Origin of the sequence: Pseudomonas siliginis (genome assembly GCF_019145195.1) — a bacterium.
Lineage (GTDB): Bacteria > Pseudomonadota > Gammaproteobacteria > Pseudomonadales > Pseudomonadaceae > Aquipseudomonas > Aquipseudomonas siliginis.
In genome coordinates, this window is record NZ_JAHSTW010000002.1 from 1 (window position 1) to 16,339 (window position 16,339).

18 protein-coding genes are annotated in these 16,339 nt (G+C 58.6%); 9 read left to right on the plus strand and 9 right to left on the minus strand.

What is annotated here, in order from left to right; all coding sequences use genetic code 11:
- Positions 1–167 precede the first annotated feature (167 nt).
- A complete protein-coding gene (gene tyrS, locus KVG87_RS03860) occupies positions 168–1,367 on the minus strand; it encodes a tyrosine--tRNA ligase (protein WP_217849404.1) in 1,200 nt (399 codons plus the stop codon).
- 212 nt (positions 1,368–1,579) lie between these two features.
- Between tyrS and KVG87_RS03865 the strand changes: the two genes are divergently transcribed.
- Positions 1,580–3,004, plus strand: coding sequence for a peptidoglycan DD-metalloendopeptidase family protein (locus KVG87_RS03865; protein ID WP_217849406.1), 1,425 nt, complete (start codon positions 1,580–1,582; stop codon positions 3,002–3,004).
- 3 nt (positions 3,005–3,007) lie between these two features.
- Positions 3,008–4,099, plus strand: a complete 1,092-nt coding sequence (locus KVG87_RS03870) for an anhydro-N-acetylmuramic acid kinase (RefSeq protein WP_217849408.1) — start codon at positions 3,008–3,010, stop codon at positions 4,097–4,099.
- 69 nt (positions 4,100–4,168) lie between these two features.
- Here the strand turns inward: KVG87_RS03870 and erpA are convergent, their stop codons facing one another.
- Complete coding sequence (gene erpA / locus KVG87_RS03875; RefSeq protein WP_007918905.1) at positions 4,169–4,519, minus strand: iron-sulfur cluster insertion protein ErpA; 351 nt, start codon at positions 4,517–4,519, stop codon at positions 4,169–4,171.
- 147 nt (positions 4,520–4,666) lie between these two features.
- A complete protein-coding gene (gene argC, locus KVG87_RS03880) occupies positions 4,667–5,701 on the minus strand; it encodes an N-acetyl-gamma-glutamyl-phosphate reductase (RefSeq protein WP_041476674.1) in 1,035 nt (344 codons plus the stop codon).
- A 134-nt stretch (positions 5,702–5,835) separates the two neighbouring features.
- On the opposite strand from argC, the gene hemJ reads away from it, so the two are divergent.
- From hemJ to coq7, 6 genes are all read left to right on the plus strand, one after another.
- Complete coding sequence (gene hemJ, locus KVG87_RS03885) at positions 5,836–6,264, plus strand: protoporphyrinogen oxidase HemJ (RefSeq protein ID WP_217849410.1); 429 nt, start codon at positions 5,836–5,838, stop codon at positions 6,262–6,264.
- Positions 6,265–6,297: 33 nt separating this feature from the next.
- Positions 6,298–7,227, plus strand: coding sequence for an NAD(P)H-dependent flavin oxidoreductase (locus KVG87_RS03890; protein WP_217849412.1), 930 nt, complete (start codon positions 6,298–6,300; stop codon positions 7,225–7,227).
- Positions 7,228–7,332: 105 nt separating this feature from the next.
- The gene (locus KVG87_RS03895) at positions 7,333–8,280 is read left to right on the plus strand and encodes a DUF805 domain-containing protein (RefSeq protein ID WP_217849414.1); all 948 of its coding nucleotides are present in this window, start codon (positions 7,333–7,335) and stop codon (positions 8,278–8,280) included.
- Between the two features lie 61 nt (positions 8,281–8,341).
- Positions 8,342–9,130 carry an SDR family NAD(P)-dependent oxidoreductase gene (locus KVG87_RS03900; protein ID WP_041476677.1) on the plus strand — a complete coding sequence of 263 codons (789 nt, stop codon included), beginning with the start codon at positions 8,342–8,344 and terminating at the stop codon, positions 9,128–9,130.
- Between the two features lie 56 nt (positions 9,131–9,186).
- A complete protein-coding gene (locus tag KVG87_RS03905) occupies positions 9,187–9,525 on the plus strand; it encodes a histidine triad nucleotide-binding protein (RefSeq protein WP_017128660.1) in 339 nt (112 codons plus the stop codon).
- A 195-nt stretch (positions 9,526–9,720) separates the two neighbouring features.
- On the plus strand, positions 9,721–10,368 hold the full coding sequence (gene coq7 / locus KVG87_RS03910; RefSeq protein WP_041476678.1) for a 2-polyprenyl-3-methyl-6-methoxy-1,4-benzoquinone monooxygenase: 648 nt from the start codon (positions 9,721–9,723) through the stop codon (positions 10,366–10,368).
- Positions 10,369–10,479: 111 nt separating this feature from the next.
- On the opposite strand, the gene speD is transcribed toward coq7, so the two are convergent.
- Both speD and KVG87_RS03920 read right to left on the minus strand, forming a co-directional pair.
- Positions 10,480–11,274: an adenosylmethionine decarboxylase gene (gene speD / locus KVG87_RS03915; protein WP_024014530.1), complete on the minus strand. Its 795-nt coding sequence runs from the start codon at positions 11,272–11,274 to the stop codon at positions 10,480–10,482.
- Between the two features lie 237 nt (positions 11,275–11,511).
- Positions 11,512–11,934 carry an OsmC family protein gene (locus KVG87_RS03920; RefSeq protein WP_016772921.1) on the minus strand — a complete coding sequence of 141 codons (423 nt, stop codon included), beginning with the start codon at positions 11,932–11,934 and terminating at the stop codon, positions 11,512–11,514.
- A gap of 235 nt (positions 11,935–12,169) precedes the next feature.
- Between KVG87_RS03920 and crp the strand changes: the two genes are divergently transcribed.
- The gene (crp, locus tag KVG87_RS03925) at positions 12,170–12,814 is read left to right on the plus strand and encodes a cAMP-activated global transcriptional regulator CRP (RefSeq protein WP_016772920.1); all 645 of its coding nucleotides are present in this window, start codon (positions 12,170–12,172) and stop codon (positions 12,812–12,814) included.
- Here crp and KVG87_RS03930 read toward each other — a convergent pair.
- The 4 genes from KVG87_RS03930 to KVG87_RS03945 form a co-directional block, all read right to left on the minus strand.
- Positions 12,811–13,509, minus strand: coding sequence for a lipoate--protein ligase family protein (locus KVG87_RS03930; protein WP_217849416.1), 699 nt, complete (start codon positions 13,507–13,509; stop codon positions 12,811–12,813). The genes crp and KVG87_RS03930 overlap by 4 nt on opposite strands.
- Positions 13,510–13,636: 127 nt before the next feature.
- The gene (trpC, locus tag KVG87_RS03935; RefSeq protein WP_041476681.1) at positions 13,637–14,473 is read right to left on the minus strand and encodes an indole-3-glycerol phosphate synthase TrpC; all 837 of its coding nucleotides are present in this window, start codon (positions 14,471–14,473) and stop codon (positions 13,637–13,639) included.
- Positions 14,470–15,519: an anthranilate phosphoribosyltransferase gene (trpD, locus tag KVG87_RS03940; protein WP_041476682.1), complete on the minus strand. Its 1,050-nt coding sequence runs from the start codon at positions 15,517–15,519 to the stop codon at positions 14,470–14,472. Before trpD ends, trpC begins: the two co-directional genes overlap by 4 nt.
- Positions 15,520–15,528: 9 nt before the next feature.
- Positions 15,529–16,122, minus strand: coding sequence for an aminodeoxychorismate/anthranilate synthase component II (locus tag KVG87_RS03945; protein ID WP_041476683.1), 594 nt, complete (start codon positions 16,120–16,122; stop codon positions 15,529–15,531).
- Positions 16,123–16,339: the final 217 nt, after the last annotated feature.

Sequence of the window (16,339 nt, forward strand, 5' to 3'; positions counted from 1 at the left end):
ACACATCACTGCTCTTTCAACTCCTTCCAGGCTTCGATGATCTGAAGCAAGCCGCTGTCGAAAACTGCGTAACTCTTTGAATCTCAAGGAGTTTTCCGTTTCGACTGCGCCGGAAGTGGGCCGAATTATAGACCTCTGGAATTCGCCGTCAACCCCCAATTTCAACTTTATTCAGATTTCAGCGTAATTCGTGCAAAAGCCTTCTTGCCGGCCTGGCAAATGTGAGTCGCGCCCAGTGCATATATAAAGGAGCGATCAACCAATTCACCATCGACCCGGACTCCGCCCGCCGCCAACAGATCACGCGCCGCTGCCGAGTTCTTCACCAAGCCTGCCTTATTAAGGACGGCAGCGATTGGCATATCCTCAACCGAAGACAGTTCGATCTCAGGCAAGTCATCTGGAAGCTCGCCATCCTTCATGCGGTTGCCAGCGCCTCGGTGAGCGTTCGCTGCAGCATCTTCACCATGGAAACGCGCAACGATCTCTTCAGCGAGTTTGATTTTGATGTCACGCGGATTCGCCCCAGCTTCGACGTCAGCCCGGAATGCATTGATTTCATCCATAGAACGGAAGCTGAGCAACTCGAAGTAACGCCACATCAGCGCATCCGGGATGGAAACCAGCTTGCTGTACATGACGCCTGGCGCTTCCTGGATACCGACATAGTTGCCCAACGACTTGGACATCTTCTTCACGCCATCCAGACCTTCCAGCAATGGCATGGTCAGAATGCACTGGGCTTCCTGACCATAACCACGCTGCAACTCGCGCCCCATCAGCAAATTGAATTTCTGATCGGTACCGCCCAGTTCGACATCCGCGCGCAGCGCGACCGAGTCATAACCCTGAACCAGGGGATAGAGGAACTCGTGAATAGCGATTGGCTGATTAGTGGTGTAGCGCTTGTCGAAGTCATCGCGCTCGAGCATGCGAGCGACGGTGTATTGCGAGGTCAGACGAATGAAATCCGCTGGCCCCATCTTGTCCATCCAGGTGGAGTTGAAGGCAACTTCGGTTTTCGCCGGATCAAGGATTTTGAAAACCTGAGTCTTGTAGGTCTCAGCATTTTCTAGAACCTGCTCACGCGTCAGTGGCGGACGCGTGGCGCTCTTGCCACTCGGATCACCGATCATCCCGGTGAAGTCACCTATAAGGAAGATCACCTGGTGCCCCAGTTCCTGGAACTGGCGCAGCTTATTAATAAGCACCGTATGACCAAGATGCAGATCCGGAGCGGTAGGGTCGAAACCAGCTTTGATACGCAGCGGTTGGCCGCGCTTGAGCTTCTCGACCAGCTCGGACTCGACCAACAGTTCTTCCGCACCACGTTTAATCAGCGCTAGCTGCTCTTCAACCGACTTCATAACAGACCCGCAAGGCTCAGATTCAAAGGGAACCAACCATACAAGAACGCGCACCAATTACAAGTTTTGCCCGGCGCACGGACACCAATCCACAGACCCGAGGTCTGTAGACTTGCTTCAGCGATGATTTGGTTATATTTTATACAGTTATTTCATCTTCATCATGTCATTCATCTTTTCCAATTCATCTATTTCAAAGTCAAAAATTACCTATGACCACAGAACCGTCTAAAGCGCCCCCGCTTTACCCGAAGACCCACCTGCTCGCCGCAAGTGGAATCGCCGCCCTTCTCAGCCTGGCGCTGCTGGTATTTCCCTCCAGCGATGTTGAAGCCAAAAAGACGACTCTGAGTCTTGAACTGGAAAGTCCTGCTGAACAACTGACACAAGATCAAGACGCTGCTGATGCGGTTCAAGCCACAAACGAGCCCGCAGCTTCGCCGTTCGCACAAATCGAAAACAGCGACGAAAACACCGCACAAACCGCTGAAACCGCGCCAACACCTGTGGCGCCTGCTGAGAAACCGAAAGAGCCTGGGCACCGTGAAGTCGTGGTTTCCAAAGGCGATACGCTGTCTACCCTGTTTGAAAAAGTCGGTCTGCCTGCAGCCTCCGTGCACGAAGTACTGGCAAGCGACAAGCAAGCCAAACAGTTCAGCCAGCTCAAGCGCGGCCAGAAACTCGAGTTCGAACTGAGTCCGGAAGGCCAGTTGACCAGCCTGCACAGCAAGGTCAGCGACGTTGAAACCATCACCCTGACCAAGAATGACAAGGGTTATTCGTTCAACCGAGTGACTGCCAAGCCAACTGTTCGCACTGCTTACGTCCACGGTGTCATCAACAGCTCACTGTCGCAGTCCGCAGCCCGCGCCGGCCTTTCTCACAGCATGACCATGGACATGGCCAGTGTCTTTGGCTACGACATCGATTTCGCGCAGGACATTCGTCAGGGTGATGAATTCGATGTGATTTACGAGCAGAAAGTCATCAACGGCAAGGCTGTCGGCACCGGCCCGATCCTGTCGGCGCGCTTCACCAACCGCGGGAAGACTTACACCGCTGTTCGCTACACCAACAAACAAGGCAACAGCAGCTATTACACAGCCGATGGCAACAGCATGCGCAAGGCCTTCATCCGTACGCCGGTTGACTTCGCCCGCATCAGCTCGAAGTTCTCCATGGGCCGCAAGCACCCGATCCTCAACAAGATCCGCGCCCACAAAGGTGTCGACTACGCAGCGCCGCGAGGCACGCCGATCAAGGCTGCCGGTGACGGCAAAGTCCTGCTGGCCGGCCGTCGCGGTGGCTACGGCAACACTGTGATCATTCAGCATGGCAACACTTACCGTACGCTCTATGGCCATATGCAGGGCTTTGCCAAAGGCGTGAAAACCGGTGGCAGCGTCAAGCAAGGTCAAGTCATTGGCTATATCGGTACAACTGGCCTTTCCACCGGCCCGCATTTGCACTATGAATTCCAGGTCAACGGCGTTCACGTCGATCCGCTCGGCCAGAAGCTGCCAATGGCCGATCCGATCGCCAAGTCCGAACGCGCGCGCTTCCTCGCGCAGAGCCAGCCGTTGATGGCGCGCATGGATCAAGAGAAGGCCACCATGCTGGCTTCGAGCAAGCGCTAAGCCATGGCCCTGTATATCGGTGTGATGTCCGGAACCAGTCTCGACGGGCTGGACATCGCCCTGATCGAGCAGACCTCGGCGATCAAACTGATCGCCACCCACTACCTGCCAATGCCTGACTCACTGCGCGCCGAGCTGCTTGGCTTGTGCGCCAGCGGCCCCGACGAGATCGCCCGCTCGGCGATTGCCCAGCAACACTGGGTCGAACTTGCCGCGTCGGGCATTCACACCCTCCTCGCGCAGCAACAACTCAAGCCCGATGCAATCCGCGCTATCGGCAGCCACGGTCAGACCATTCGCCATGAGCCGGCGCGCGGGTTTACCGTGCAGATCGGTAATCCAGCCCTGCTGACTGAGTTGACCGGTATTACCGTCGTCAGTGATTTCCGCAGCCGCGATGTCGCAGCGGGTGGCCAAGGTGCGCCTCTGGTACCAGCCTTTCACGAAGCTTTGTTTGAAGAGCGTACTGGTAACCAGGCAGTCTTGAATGTCGGCGGATTCAGCAATCTCAGCCTGATTGAGCCGAACAAACCTGTAGCCGGTTTCGACTGCGGCCCGGGGAATGTTCTGATGGACGCCTGGATTCACCGGCAACGTGGCGAAAACTATGACCGGGACGGCAAATGGGCTGCGACCGGCAAGGTTGAACCAGCCCTGCTCAAGGCACTGCTCAGCGACCCGTTCTTCGTGACCAAAGGCCCGAAAAGTACCGGCCGGGAAGTCTTCAATCTGCCATGGCTGGAACAGCATCTATCGCGTCTGCCGACTTTCGCTGCCGAAGACGTTCAGGCCACGCTGCTCGAACTTACGGCGCTGACCATCGTCGAGTCGCTACAAAGCGCTCAATCGGACACTCGGGAACTGCTGGTTTGTGGCGGCGGCGCGCACAACGCCACGCTGATGAAGCGTCTGGCGGATCTGCTGCCAAATACCCAAGTGGCCAGCACCGCAACTCACGGGGTTGATCCGGATTGGGTGGAAGCCATGGCCTTCGCCTGGCTCGCCCATTGCTGCCTGGAAGGCATCGCCGCCAATCGGCCAAGCGTCACCGGCGCTCGCGGCCTGCGCGTACTCGGCGCCATCTACCCGGCATAACCTTCAGAAACAAAAACGCCGCAGAACCGAAAGGCTCTGCGGCGTTTTGTTGTGTGCTGTAAAGCGCGATCAGATCGAGAACGACGACCCGCAACCACAAGTCGTTGTCGCGTTCGGGTTCTTGATCACGAAGCGCGAACCTTCCAGACCTTCCTGGTAGTCCACCTCCGCACCGGCCAGGTACTGGAAACTCATCGGATCAACCACCAGACTTACGCCTTCGCGCTCGACAATGGTGTCGTCATCGGCAACATCTTCATCGAAGGTGAAACCGTATTGAAACCCTGAACAACCGCCGCCCGTAACAAATACGCGCAGCTTCAAGCGATCATTCCCCTCTTCATCGACCAGGCTCTTCACCTTGTGCGCAGCACCTTGGGTGAATTGCAAAGCCGTGGGGGTGAAGGATTCGACGCTCATGCTGACTATCTCCCGGCGTTACGCCGCCATAATGCGTGATGACGCGCATTATCCGCTTGTCCTAGAAAATTGGTCAACTATTAGAAAGGCAGCTGCAAGCTTCAAGCGGTGAGCTTCAAGCTTGCGGCGCCTGACCTGTGACGGCCGTTAAGGAAGCATACCGGCGTGGGATAGACCGAAGCGCTCATCCAGTCCGAACAGAATGTTCATGTTCTGCACCGCCTGGCCCGAGGCGCCCTTGACCAGGTTGTCGATCACCGAGAGTACGACCACCAGATCGCCATCCTGTGGACGATGCACGGCGATGCGGCAGACGTTGGCGCCGCGCACGCTACGGGTTTCCGGGTGGCTGCCCGCAGGCATCACATCGACGAACGGTTCGTTGGCATAGCGCTTTTCGAACAGTGCCTGCAGATCCACCGAGCGATCGACCACAGTCGCGTAGAGCGTCGAATGGATACCGCGAATCATCGGCGTCAGGTGCGGGACGAAGGTCAGGCCGACATCCTTGCCCGCCGCGCGACGCAGGCCCTGGCGAATTTCCGGCAGGTGGCGATGACCTTTTACCGCGTAGGCCTTCATGCTTTCCGACGTCTCGGAGTACAAAGAACCTACAGCCGCGCCGCGCCCGGCACCGCTGACACCGGATTTGCAGTCGGCGATCAAACGCGATGCGTCGGCCAGACCTGCTTCCAGCAATGGCAGGAAACCCAATTGCGTCGCGGTCGGATAGCAACCCGGCACCGCGATCAGGCGCGCTTTCTTGATCTGCTCGCGATTGACTTCCGGCAACCCGTATACAGCTTCGTCCAGCAGATCTGGCGCGCCGTGCGGCTGGCCGTACCACTTGGCCCATTCATCAGCGTCTTGCAGACGGAAGTCGGCGGACAGGTCGATGACCTTGGTGCCCGCCGCCAGCAGCTCGCCTGCCAAGGCGTGAGCCACACCGTGCGGCGTGGCGAAAAACACCACATCGCAGGCGCCAAGGGTTTTCACGTCCGGCACGCTGAACGCCAGCCCGTCATAGTGACCGCGCAGGTTCGGGTACATGTCAGCCACGGCCAGGCCGGCCTCGGATCGGGAAGTGATAACCACCACTTCTGCCTGCGGATGCTGTGCCAACAGACGCAGCAGTTCGACACCGGTGTAACCCGTGCCGCCGACGATACCGACCTTGACCATAAACCTGCCCTCAACGAACCCACTGGAAAGCCGTCGATAATAGGGGCCGCGCGCGCCTGCGACAACCGCCAAGGTGACGCGCGGACGCTCAAGCCTCTACTATCTGGCTACCGTGAATGAGGGAATAACCAAAAATGCTCTATCTATGGCTCAAAGCGTTTCACATTGTCAGCGTCGTCTGCTGGTTTGCCGGGCTGTTTTACTTGCCGCGCCTGTTCGTTTACCACGCGCAAAGCACCGACACGATCAGCCAGGAACGCTTCAGCATCATGGAGCGCAAGCTGTATCGCGGCATCATGGGCCCGGCGATGATCGCCACGCTGATCTTCGGTGGCTGGCTGATCTACCTTAATCCATCGATCTTCAGCCAGGGCGGCTGGATTCACGCAAAACTGACTCTGGTCGTATTGCTGATCGGCTACCACCACATGTGCGGCGCGCAGGTAAAACGCTTTGCCCGTGGCGAAAACACCCGCAGCCATGTCTTTTATCGCTGGTTCAATGAAGTGCCGGTTCTGATATTGCTGGCTATCGTAATTCTGGTCGTGGTCAAGCCGTTCTAACTTCAACCAATACAGATCCTCGGGGTGTTCTCAATGTCGCTGCCCGCTCTGCTCGAACAACATCTGCGTCTGCCCGTAGTAGCAGCGCCGATGTTCCTGATCTCCAATCCGGAACTGGTGCTCGCCTGCTGCCGCAACGGCGTGGTCGGCAGCTTTCCGGCGCTGAACCAACGCGAAAGCAGTGGGTTCAAGGCTTGGCTGGAACAGATCGAAGCGGGCCTGGCGGCGCTGGATAATCCGGCCCCTTATGCGGTGAACCTGATTGTTCACCACAGCAACCCGCGCCTTCAGGCGGATCTGGACATCTGCGTGGAGCATAAGGTGCCGATCGTTATCACCAGCCTCGGCGCGGTGAAGGAACTGGTCGACGCGGTGCACAGCTATGGCGGTCTGGTGTTTCACGACGTGACCACGCGACGCCATGCCGAGAAAGCCGCTGAAGCCGGCGTCGACGGGCTCATTGCCGTTGCGGCCGGTGCTGGCGGGCATGCCGGCACCTGGAGCCCGTTTGCGCTGATTGCCGAGATCCGTGAGTTCTTCGACAAGACACTCTTGCTTGCAGGATGTCTGAACCACGGCCATGAGATTCTCGCCGCACAGTTGCTCGGTGCGGATTTGGCCTACTTCGGTACGCGATTTATCGGCACCACAGAAAGTCACGCGCCTGACGCCTACAAAGACATGCTGCTGACAGCCAAGGCTGCCGACATCATTCATACTCCAGCAGTGTCGGGAGTGCCGGCCAGTTTCATGCGCCAGAGCCTGGAGGCGGCCGGTTTCGACATGGCGGCACTGCAAGGCAAGGGCGAGGTGAACTTCGGCGACAAGCTCAAGCCGATCAACGATGAAGCCAAAGCCTGGAAGACCGTGTGGTCGGCGGGCCAGGGTGTTGGCCAGATTGGTGACCTGCCAAGCGTGGATCAGTTGATCGCGCGGCTCGACGCTGAATATCGTCAAGCCTAAACGCGCGCCGCACAGCTGCCGGAACGCTGGCCGCGCTGAAAAACATATCTGGCCAGTCCTGATCAGACTGGCTGCCAAATGAATCGCGACAAGGATGCCTCGGCCATGAGCGACACCCGTTACAAGATCGTCTTCGACGGCGCGCTGCAGCCCGGCGTCGACCTCACCACCGCCAAACTGAATCTGGCGGATCTGTTCAAAAGCGATGTGGCCGCCATCGAGCGCCTGTTCAATGGCCGCACCGTCGCTCTCAAACGTGATTTGTCTCACAGCGATGCGCAGACGTATCTGCAGGCGTTGAACAAAACCGGGATCGATGCGCAGATCGAAGCGGAAACCGCCATCGAGCTGAATCTCGCGGACGTCCACGATAACCCTGCTGCGGTGATGGAACCGGACTCGCCTTACGCCCCTCCGCGCGCCAATGTCGGTGAAGCTCTGCCGCCATTCGCCACGCTCAAGCCATTCAGCGTCGAAGGCCGGATCGGTCGCCTGCGCTTTCTCGCCTGGACCATGGTCTTGAGCCTGGTGACCCTGCCCATCGTCGGCGTGTTTGCTTTAATTGCGTTGGGACTGGTCAGCGGCGACTCGACCACCGGGCTGATCCTCGGCGGCATTCTGGCGGTCTTCCTGTTCCTCGGCTTCATGATCGTCAGCATTCTGTTCAGCGTTCAGCGCCTGCACGATATCGGCTGGTCGGGCTGGCTGTGGTTGTTGAATCTGGTGCCGTTCGTGGGCAGTTTTTTCCCGCTGGTGATGATGGTCGTACCCGGCAATACCGGCGCCAACCGCTATGGGCCGCCGCCGCCACCGAACAGCACGGCGGTCAAAGTGCTGTGCTCGTTGTGGATCGTATTCTTCGCACTGATTTTTGCCGGCGGCCTGCTTGGCGGCTTCTCGGCTGTGCAGGAAGAATATGAAAGCAATCTGGAGAGCAGCTATGACAGCGGCTCGGTGACCACCGACGAAGTTGAGGTCGTTGAACCGCCAGCGATTTCCGCCGACGAGGCAGCCGAACCGGCGCAGGCCCCTGTAGACTCTGCGCAAGAATGAACAGCGCTCCCTGCCGCGACAACCGCGTCGCCGGCGCGGAGCTGTTGCGATGGAGAACTGCATGACCCGTTACGCTCTGATCACCGGCGCTTCCAGCGGCATCGGCCTGGCCATGGCCGAAGCACTGGCCCGGCGCGGCCGCAGCCTGATTCTGGTGGCACGACAGCGTGATCAGCTGGAGAGTATCGCCATCGAGCTGACCCAGCGTTTCGATGTCGAAGTATTGTTTCGCGCCTGCGACCTCGGCGAACCGTTGCGCCTGTCAGGCTTTTTGCTGGAGCTGGAAGAAGGCGACCGGCAGATCGATCTGCTGGTCAATTGCGCAGGCATCGGCACCTGCGGGCCATTCCTCGCGCAGGACTGGATGACTGAGCAGGACCTCATCGAGGTCAACATTCTCGCCCTCACCCGCCTCTGCCATGCGGTGGGTAACAGCATGGCGCTGCTGGGTGGCGGGCAGATCCTCAATGTCGCCTCGGTGGCTGCGTACAGCCCCGGCCCATGGATGAGCACGTACTACGCCAGCAAAGCCTATGTGCTGCATTTTTCCGAAGCCCTGCGCGTGGAGCTCAAACAAAGCGGCGTGAAAGTCTCGGTGCTGTGCCCCGGCCCGACGCGCACACCGTTCTTCCGAACCGCACAGATGAGTAGCGAAAAGATCGAAAGCAGCCACTCGCTGATGAGTCCGGAAGAAGTGGCACTGCATGCCGTACGTGCACTGGATAAAAACCGCGCCATTATCATTCCGGGACGACGCAATCGCTGGCTGGCGTTCCTGCCGCGGCTGGGTTCGCGCTGGCTCAATCGCACCATCGTCGGCATGATCAACAAAGCTTACTGCCCCCGCTAGGAAGACGACTTCGAAGCGGTACACTCGATTCAGCCCAACTCAACGGAGAAACAGCAGTGGATACTCTGTTCACCAAAATCATCAACCGGGAAATCCCGGCGAAGATCATTTACGAGGACGACCAGGTTCTGGCCTTCCATGACATCGCCCCACAAGCTCCGGTGCACTTTCTGGTAATCCCGAAAAAACCGGTGCGCACGCTCAACGACCTGACCGAAGACGACAAGGCGCTGGCCGGGCACATCCTGTTCACCGCGCAGCGTCTGGCGCTGGAACTGGGTTGCGAAGAGGGCTTCCGCGTGGTGATGAACTGCAATGAACTTGGTGGGCAGACTGTCTATCACATTCATATGCACGTGCTGGGTCAGCGCCAGATGAACTGGCCGCCGGGCTGATTGGCGACAACCAACTGTGGGAGCGAGCCTGCCCGCGAAGGCGCCGATACATTCAACACTTCAGTATCCGATAATCCGCTTTCGCGAGCAGGCTCGCTCCCACAAAAAGCCTGACCGCGCAGCAAGTGACCCAGCGCAAACCCTCGCCGGCCGATTCGGTTAAACTGGCCGCCGAGATTCTTCCCGGAGGTCAGCATGACTACCCAACGTCACTACTCGCCCATAGACCGTCTGCTGCTGCAAGCCGATGCCGCGATGCGCACTCTGTTGCCCTTCAGTGGCCAGCCCTACCGCCCGTCGCCAGCGATTCTGCAGCCGGATACGCAAATGAGCGATGAAGACACCCGCCATGTCGCCGGTCTGATGCGCATCAACCATACCGGCGAAGTCTGCGCCCAGGCGCTGTATCAGGGACAGGCGCTGACCGCCAAGTTGCCGCAGGTACGCGCAGCCATGGAGCACGCGGCTGAAGAAGAGATCGATCATCTGGTCTGGTGCGAGCAGCGCATCCATCAGTTGGGCAGCCACACCAGCGTGCTGAATCCACTGTTTTACGGCATGTCGTTCGGTATCGGCGCGGTGGCCGGCCTGATCAGCGACAAGGTCAGCCTTGGTTTCGTTGCGGCGACCGAGCATCAGGTCTGCAAGCACTTGAACGAACATCTGGAGCAATTGCCGGCCGAGGACGAAAAGTCCCGGGCGATTCTTGAGCAGATGCGCATCGATGAAGAACACCATGCGGAAAGTGCCCTGGATGCGGGCGGGTTTCGTTTTCCGGCGCCGGTGAAGTTCGGCATGAGTTTGTTGGCGAAGGTGATGACCAAGAGTACGTATCGGATCTGAGATCTGTGTCGGTGCTGATGACCTCTTCGCGAGCAGGCTCGCTCCCACAGGGGTTTTATGTGAGGCATGAAAAAGGCGACCAGGAGGTCGCCTTTTTTGTTTCCGGGAATCTTAGGTCGGCATATTGCGCGCGTAGAAGATTTCCAGCATTTCGTGCTTCACACGGTCGGTCACCTGGGCACGCTGCTCGGGCGAGAGGTTGCTGGTGGCATCGCCGAACAGGTAGTTATCCAGTTCGAAGTTCTTCAGCAGCATTTTGGTGTGGAACAGGTTTTCCTGGTACACGTTCACGTCGGTCATCTGGTACGCGTCGCGAGTGTCTTCGGAGAGGTAGTTCTGGATCGAGTTGATCTCGTGGTCGATGAAGTGCTTGTTGCCTTCAACGTCACGGGTGAAGCCGCGCACACGGTAATCCACGGTCACGATGTCCGAATCGAACTGGTGAATGAGGAAGTTGAGCGCTTTGAGCGGTGAAATGACACCACAGGTCGACACGTCGATATCCACACGGAAGGTCGCAATACCATCGTCCGGATGGATTTCCGGATAGGTGTGCACCGTGATGTGGCTCTTGTCGAGGTGGGCCAGAATAATTTCGGGCAAAGGGCCCGGCGATTCTTCGATCTGGCTGTCAGTCGGGGTTACCGGCTCTTCCGAAATCAGAATCGTGACGCTGGCGCCCTGGGGTTCATAGTCCTGACTGGCGATGTTCAGGATGTTGGCACCAATGATCTCGACAACTTCTGTGAGAATCTGCGTCAGGCGTTTCGCGTTGTACTCTTGATTGATGTACTCAACGTAAGCCTGCTGGTCTTGCGGGGTTTCCGCGTAGCAGATGTCATAGATGTTGAAGCTCAAGGTCTTTGTCAGGTTATTGAACCCGTGGAGCTTGAGTTTGCTTTTCACCGTTAAAAACTCTCTATGTATGCGGCGCGGCCGCGTGATCAAGCATGCCCGTCAAGTGCGAACAACGCACCTGCGTAGGACGGTTAACACCTCTTCGCGATGGCGATTTTGGTTATCTGTTCAGGCGGATGACCTGTCGGCTGACCGATCACTGCCCTGAAAAAAGTGGCGCATTATGCAGACGTCAGCGGGGGATCGCCAGAGTCTGCACTGCTTTTATGATAGTTGAATGTCGGTTCAGCCGAGTTCAACGATTTCATAGTCGTGGGTAATCGCCACGCCAGCCGCGCCGAGCATGATCGACGCCGAGCAATACTTCTCGGCCGACAGTTCGATGGCGCGCTTGACCTGAGCTTCTTTCAGGCCCCGGCCCTTGACCACGAAGTGCATGTGGATCTTGGTAAACACCTTCGGATCTTCAGTCGCACGCTCGGCGTCGAGGAAGGCTTCACAGCTTTCAACGGCCTGGCGCGACTTCTTCAGGATGCTGACCACGTCGAAGTTGCTGCAACCGCCGACACCCAGCAAGAGCATTTCCATCGGGCGAACCCCGAGGTTACGGCCACCGGCATCTGGCGGGCCGTCCATTACCACGACATGACCGCTGCCGGATTCGCCGAGGAACATGGCTTCGCCAGCCCATTGGATGCGTGCCTTCATCGCCCAGACTCCACTGTAAAAAAAGGGTCGCCAGCTTAGCACAGCACTTTGTCCCGACAGGAACGACGTCCTAGGACGGATGCTTTCTGGCTGTAGGTAATTTCTCGAATTTACGACGAAGTGTCTGGTAAGCTGGCGCCAATTCGCTGGCGCCAATTCGTCAGCTCTGTAGCGACCGCCTTCAGCGCCTCATAACAACTCAAACATCACCGTGCAGTCTTTTCGGGATACAACCATGGTTGCTATTACCCCCACACCCAAAATCAAGAACATCGACAAGCTGTTGATGCATTGCCAGCGCCGGCGTCATGCGGCCAAGAGCAACATCATCTGCGCCGGCGATCGCTCGGACACGCTGTACTTCATCATCAAGGGTTCGGTCACCATCCTCATCGAAGATGACGATGGCCGCGAGATGATCATCGCCTACCTCAACGCCGGGGATTTCTTCGGCGAATTGGGTCTGTTCGAGCAGGCAGGTCAGGAGCAGGAACGCAGCGCCTGGGTGCGGGCCAAGGTCGAATGCGAAACTGCGGAAATCAGTTACGCCAAGTTCCGCGAGTTATCGCAGCAGGATCCAGACATTCTTTACGCCCTCAGCGGACAAATCGCACAACGCCTGCGCAACACCACGCGCAAAGTCGGCGACCTGGCATTTTTTGACGTCACCGGCCGCGTCGCCCGCTGCCTGCTGGAGCTGTGCAAACAGCCGGACGCCATGACCCACCCGGACGGCATGCAGATCAAAGTCACCCGTCAGGAAATCGGTCGGATTGTCGGTTGTTCGCGAGAAATGGTCGGCCGCGTGCTCAAGGATCTGGAAGAACGCAATCTGGTCGACGTGAAGGGCAAGACCATGGTGGTCTTCGGCACGCGCTAGACGTAAATCTGCGCCAGCATCAAACGAAACAATTCATCGAGACGCGCCAACGCCTGTGGCGCGTTGAATTTCTCATGCAGGGCGATGTGGCTTTGCGCCCTCACCCGCTGCTCCAGGCCGCAGGCTTCATTGAAGCGATTGACCGCAGCAACCATCGCTTCGCGCTCGTCATCCATCAGCATCGCACCGTGCACCAGGCCCACCGGACGCTGGCCGCCCTGACTCTGGCGCCAGCGCTGGGCCGTGCCGACCATCTTGCGACCGTCGAGATTGACGTTGAAACGTCCATCACAGAATGCGCCGTCGATTTCCCCGACCGACGAGGTGCCACCCAATTCATCCAGCAACTGACAGATCGGATCGCACAGGCGGCGGTAGCCGGTTTCGATGCGGTTCAGATCGCCTTCGCTGCGAGGCGGGGCATACACCAAGGCAATGTTGATGGTCGCAGCGGATTGCGGGACGGGCTCACCACCGGTTTCACGCAACAGCACCGGCCAGCCAGCAGCAGCGGAAACTTCGCAGGCGTGGTCGAAATGCGGGAGACGGTTGAGGCGGCGCGGCATGACCAGCGCGCGATCGGTGGGTTGCCAGAACAGCAGGCCAAATTCGGCGTCGCCAGAGCAGACCGAGGCCAGCAAGTCCTGTTCGGCTTGCAGGCCGGATTCGATGGTCAGGGGGGTTGGCAGCGACATAACAGGCTCCGGCAACATGGAAATCTTTTGCGGTTTCGATGGCCCCTTCGCGAGCAGGCTCGCTCCCACAGGGGGAAATGCATTCCAAATGTGGGAGCGAGCCTGCTCGCGAATGAGGTCGACTCGGTCAGTCGAGGGTCGAACCGCTGATCGGCACACCACGCTCCGGAAAGAACAGGCGCTGCAATTCAATGCCCGGATTTTCCGCGCGCATGAACGCTTCGCCGACCAGGAACGAGTACACATCGCTGATTTCCATCAGCTCGACGTCGGCACGATTGAGGATGCCGCTTTCGGTGATCACCAGGCGATCGCGCGGGATACGCGGCAACAGATCGAGGGTGGTTTCCAGGCTGACATCAAAAGTATGCAGGTTGCGGTTGTTGACCCCGACCAGCGGCGTGTCCAGGGTTTTCAACGCGCGCTCAAGTTCGTCACCGTCGTGCACTTCCACCAAGACGTCGAGACCGACGCCTTTGGCCACGGCGGCCAGCTCGGCCATTTTCACGTCGTCCAGGGCGGAGACGATCAACAACACGCAATCGGCGCCAAGCGCGCGGGCTTCAACGATCTGGTACGGATCGATCATGAAGTCTTTGCGGATCACCGGCAGCTTGCAGGCGGCGCGCGCCTGTTGCAGGTAGGCATCGGCGCCCTGGAAGTAGTCGATATCGGTCAGCACCGACAGACAGGTGGCCCCACCCTTTTCGTAGCTCTTGGCAATGTCTGCCGGGACGAAGTCTTCGCGGATCACGCCTTTGCTCGGCGAAGCCTTCTTGATTTCGGCGATCACGGCCGGTTGCTTCTTCTTCGCTTGCGCCAGCAAAGCCTGGGCAAAACCACGGGGTGCATCGGCCGCCTTGGCCAGACTTTCCAGCTCGCTCAGGCTGACCCGAGCGCTGCGCTCGGCGACTTCCTCAACCTTGCGCGCCAGAATGTTTTCCAGAACCGTCGGTACACTCATCCTTCATTCTCCACTTTGAATACCGCGGTAAAGGCACCCAGCTCCTCGAGCTTTTCCCGAGCGAGGCCGGTGTGCAGCGCGTCGTGCGCCAGCTCCACACCTTGTTTCAGACTGCTTGCGAGGTCGGCGGCGTACAGCGCCGCACCGGCATTGAGCACAATCATCTCGGCAGCTTTCTGGCCGTTTTCGGTTTTGCGCTTGCCGAGGGCGTCACGGATCAGCGCCAGAGACGCTTCCGGGCCTTCAACCGACAGACCGTGCAGGCTCTGGCTCTTCATGCCGAGGTCTTCCGGTTCGACCCAATACTCAGTGATTTCGTTGTTTTTCAATTCAGCGACAAAGGTCGGCGCGGCGAGGCTGAATTCATCCAGACCGTCCTTCGAATGGACGACCAGCACGTGTTTGCTGCCCAGTCGCTGCAAGACTTCGGCCAATGGCCGGCACAGCGCCTGAGTGAACACGCCGACCACCTGATGCTTCACACCGGCCGGATTCGTAAGCGGGCCGAGCATGTTGAACAGCGTGCGCAGGCCGAGTTCGCGGCGCGGGCCGGCGGCGTACTTCATCGCTTTGTGATGGGTCTGGGCGAACATGAAACCGATGCCGACGTTGTCGATGCAGCGCGCGACCTGTACCGGGGTCAGGTTCAGATAAATGCCGGCAGCTTCCAGCAGATCGGCACTGCCGCTCTTGCCGGACACCGCGCGGTTGCCGTGCTTGGCGACGGTGCAACCGGCCGCTGCGACCACAAAGGAAGACGCGGTCGATACGTTGAAGATGTTCGCACCGTCACCGCCTGTACCGACCACATCGACCACGCCGTCGAGGGTTTTCAGCTCGACCTGATCGGCCAGCTCGCGCATCACCGACACGGCGCCGACGATTTCGTCGATGCTCTCGCTTTTCATGCGCATGGCCATCATGAACGCGCCGATCTGCGCTTCGGTGCACTGGCCGGTCATGATCTCGCGCATCACATCGCGCATTTCATCGGTGCTGAGGTCGAGGTGTTCGACGATACGGCTGAGGGCTGTCTTGATATTCATGGGAAGTCCTTAGCGCGTGCCGCCGGTTTGTTTGAGGAAATTGGCAAACAGTTCATGACCCTGCTCGGTGAGGATCGATTCGGGGTGGAACTGCACACCCTCGATGTTCAGGGTCTTGTGACGCAGGCCCATGATCTCGTCGACCGAGCCGTCATCGTGCTGGGTCCATGCGGTCAGCTCGAGGCAATCGGGCAGGCTGTCGTGCTTGACGATCAGCGAGTGATAACGGGTAACGGTGAGCGGATGATTGAGGCCGGCAAACACGCCCTTGTCCTCGTGGAACACCGGGCTAGTCTTACCGTGCATGACCTGGCGGGCTCGCACCACATCACCGCCGAAGGCCTGGCCAATGGACTGGTGGCCGAGGCAGACGCCGAGAATCGGCAGCTTGCCGGCGAAGTGCTTGATCGCATCGATGGAAACGCCCGCCTCGGTGGGCGTGCACGGCCCCGGGGAAACCACAATGCGCTCGGGATTCAGCGCTTCGATTTCGGCGATGGTCAGTTCGTCGTTGCGCACCACTTTGACCTCGGCACCCAGCTCGCCGAGGTATTGCACAACGTTGTAGGTAAAGGAGTCGTAGTTGTCGATCATCAGCAACATGGCGTTTCGAACCTCTTGAATTCTGACTTGATGACAGCCTTCAGATGACTTGCCCGCAGGGCGCTGCGCGATGTCGGACGCGCACAGGGCGCCAGCACAGCGGCATTTCAAACAGACAAGGAAGGCAAAGCGATACAGATCCGGCGGAGCCGGCAGAGAAGATTCAGGCGCGCCAACGCCAGCGGGCGTGTGCCTTGATGACTTGATCCAGAAGTTT

Excerpts from the sequence above, each read along its gene's own strand:
- tyrS (WP_217849404.1), bottom strand. The coding sequence starts at position 1,367 with ATGAAGTCGGTTGAAGAGCAGCTAGCGCTGATTAAACGTGGTGCGGAA.
- KVG87_RS03865 (WP_217849406.1), top strand. The coding sequence starts at position 1,580 with ATGACCACAGAACCGTCTAAAGCGCCCCCGCTTTACCCGAAGACCCAC.
- KVG87_RS03870 (WP_217849408.1), top strand. The coding sequence starts at position 3,008 with ATGGCCCTGTATATCGGTGTGATGTCCGGAACCAGTCTCGACGGGCTG.
- erpA (WP_007918905.1), bottom strand. The coding sequence starts at position 4,519 with ATGAGCGTCGAATCCTTCACCCCCACGGCTTTGCAATTCACCCAAGGT.
- argC (WP_041476674.1), bottom strand. The coding sequence starts at position 5,701 with ATGGTCAAGGTCGGTATCGTCGGCGGCACGGGTTACACCGGTGTCGAA.
- hemJ (WP_217849410.1), top strand. The coding sequence starts at position 5,836 with ATGCTCTATCTATGGCTCAAAGCGTTTCACATTGTCAGCGTCGTCTGC.
- KVG87_RS03890 (WP_217849412.1), top strand. The coding sequence starts at position 6,298 with ATGTCGCTGCCCGCTCTGCTCGAACAACATCTGCGTCTGCCCGTAGTA.
- KVG87_RS03895 (WP_217849414.1), top strand. The coding sequence starts at position 7,333 with ATGAGCGACACCCGTTACAAGATCGTCTTCGACGGCGCGCTGCAGCCC.
- KVG87_RS03900 (WP_041476677.1), top strand. The coding sequence starts at position 8,342 with ATGACCCGTTACGCTCTGATCACCGGCGCTTCCAGCGGCATCGGCCTG.
- coq7 (WP_041476678.1), top strand. The coding sequence starts at position 9,721 with ATGACTACCCAACGTCACTACTCGCCCATAGACCGTCTGCTGCTGCAA.
- KVG87_RS03920 (WP_016772921.1), bottom strand. The coding sequence starts at position 11,934 with ATGAAGGCACGCATCCAATGGGCTGGCGAAGCCATGTTCCTCGGCGAA.
- crp (WP_016772920.1), top strand. The coding sequence starts at position 12,170 with ATGGTTGCTATTACCCCCACACCCAAAATCAAGAACATCGACAAGCTG.
- KVG87_RS03930 (WP_217849416.1), bottom strand. The coding sequence starts at position 13,509 with ATGTCGCTGCCAACCCCCCTGACCATCGAATCCGGCCTGCAAGCCGAA.
- trpC (WP_041476681.1), bottom strand. The coding sequence starts at position 14,473 with ATGAGTGTACCGACGGTTCTGGAAAACATTCTGGCGCGCAAGGTTGAG.
- trpD (WP_041476682.1), bottom strand. The coding sequence starts at position 15,519 with ATGAATATCAAGACAGCCCTCAGCCGTATCGTCGAACACCTCGACCTC.
- KVG87_RS03945 (WP_041476683.1), bottom strand. The coding sequence starts at position 16,122 with ATGTTGCTGATGATCGACAACTACGACTCCTTTACCTACAACGTTGTG.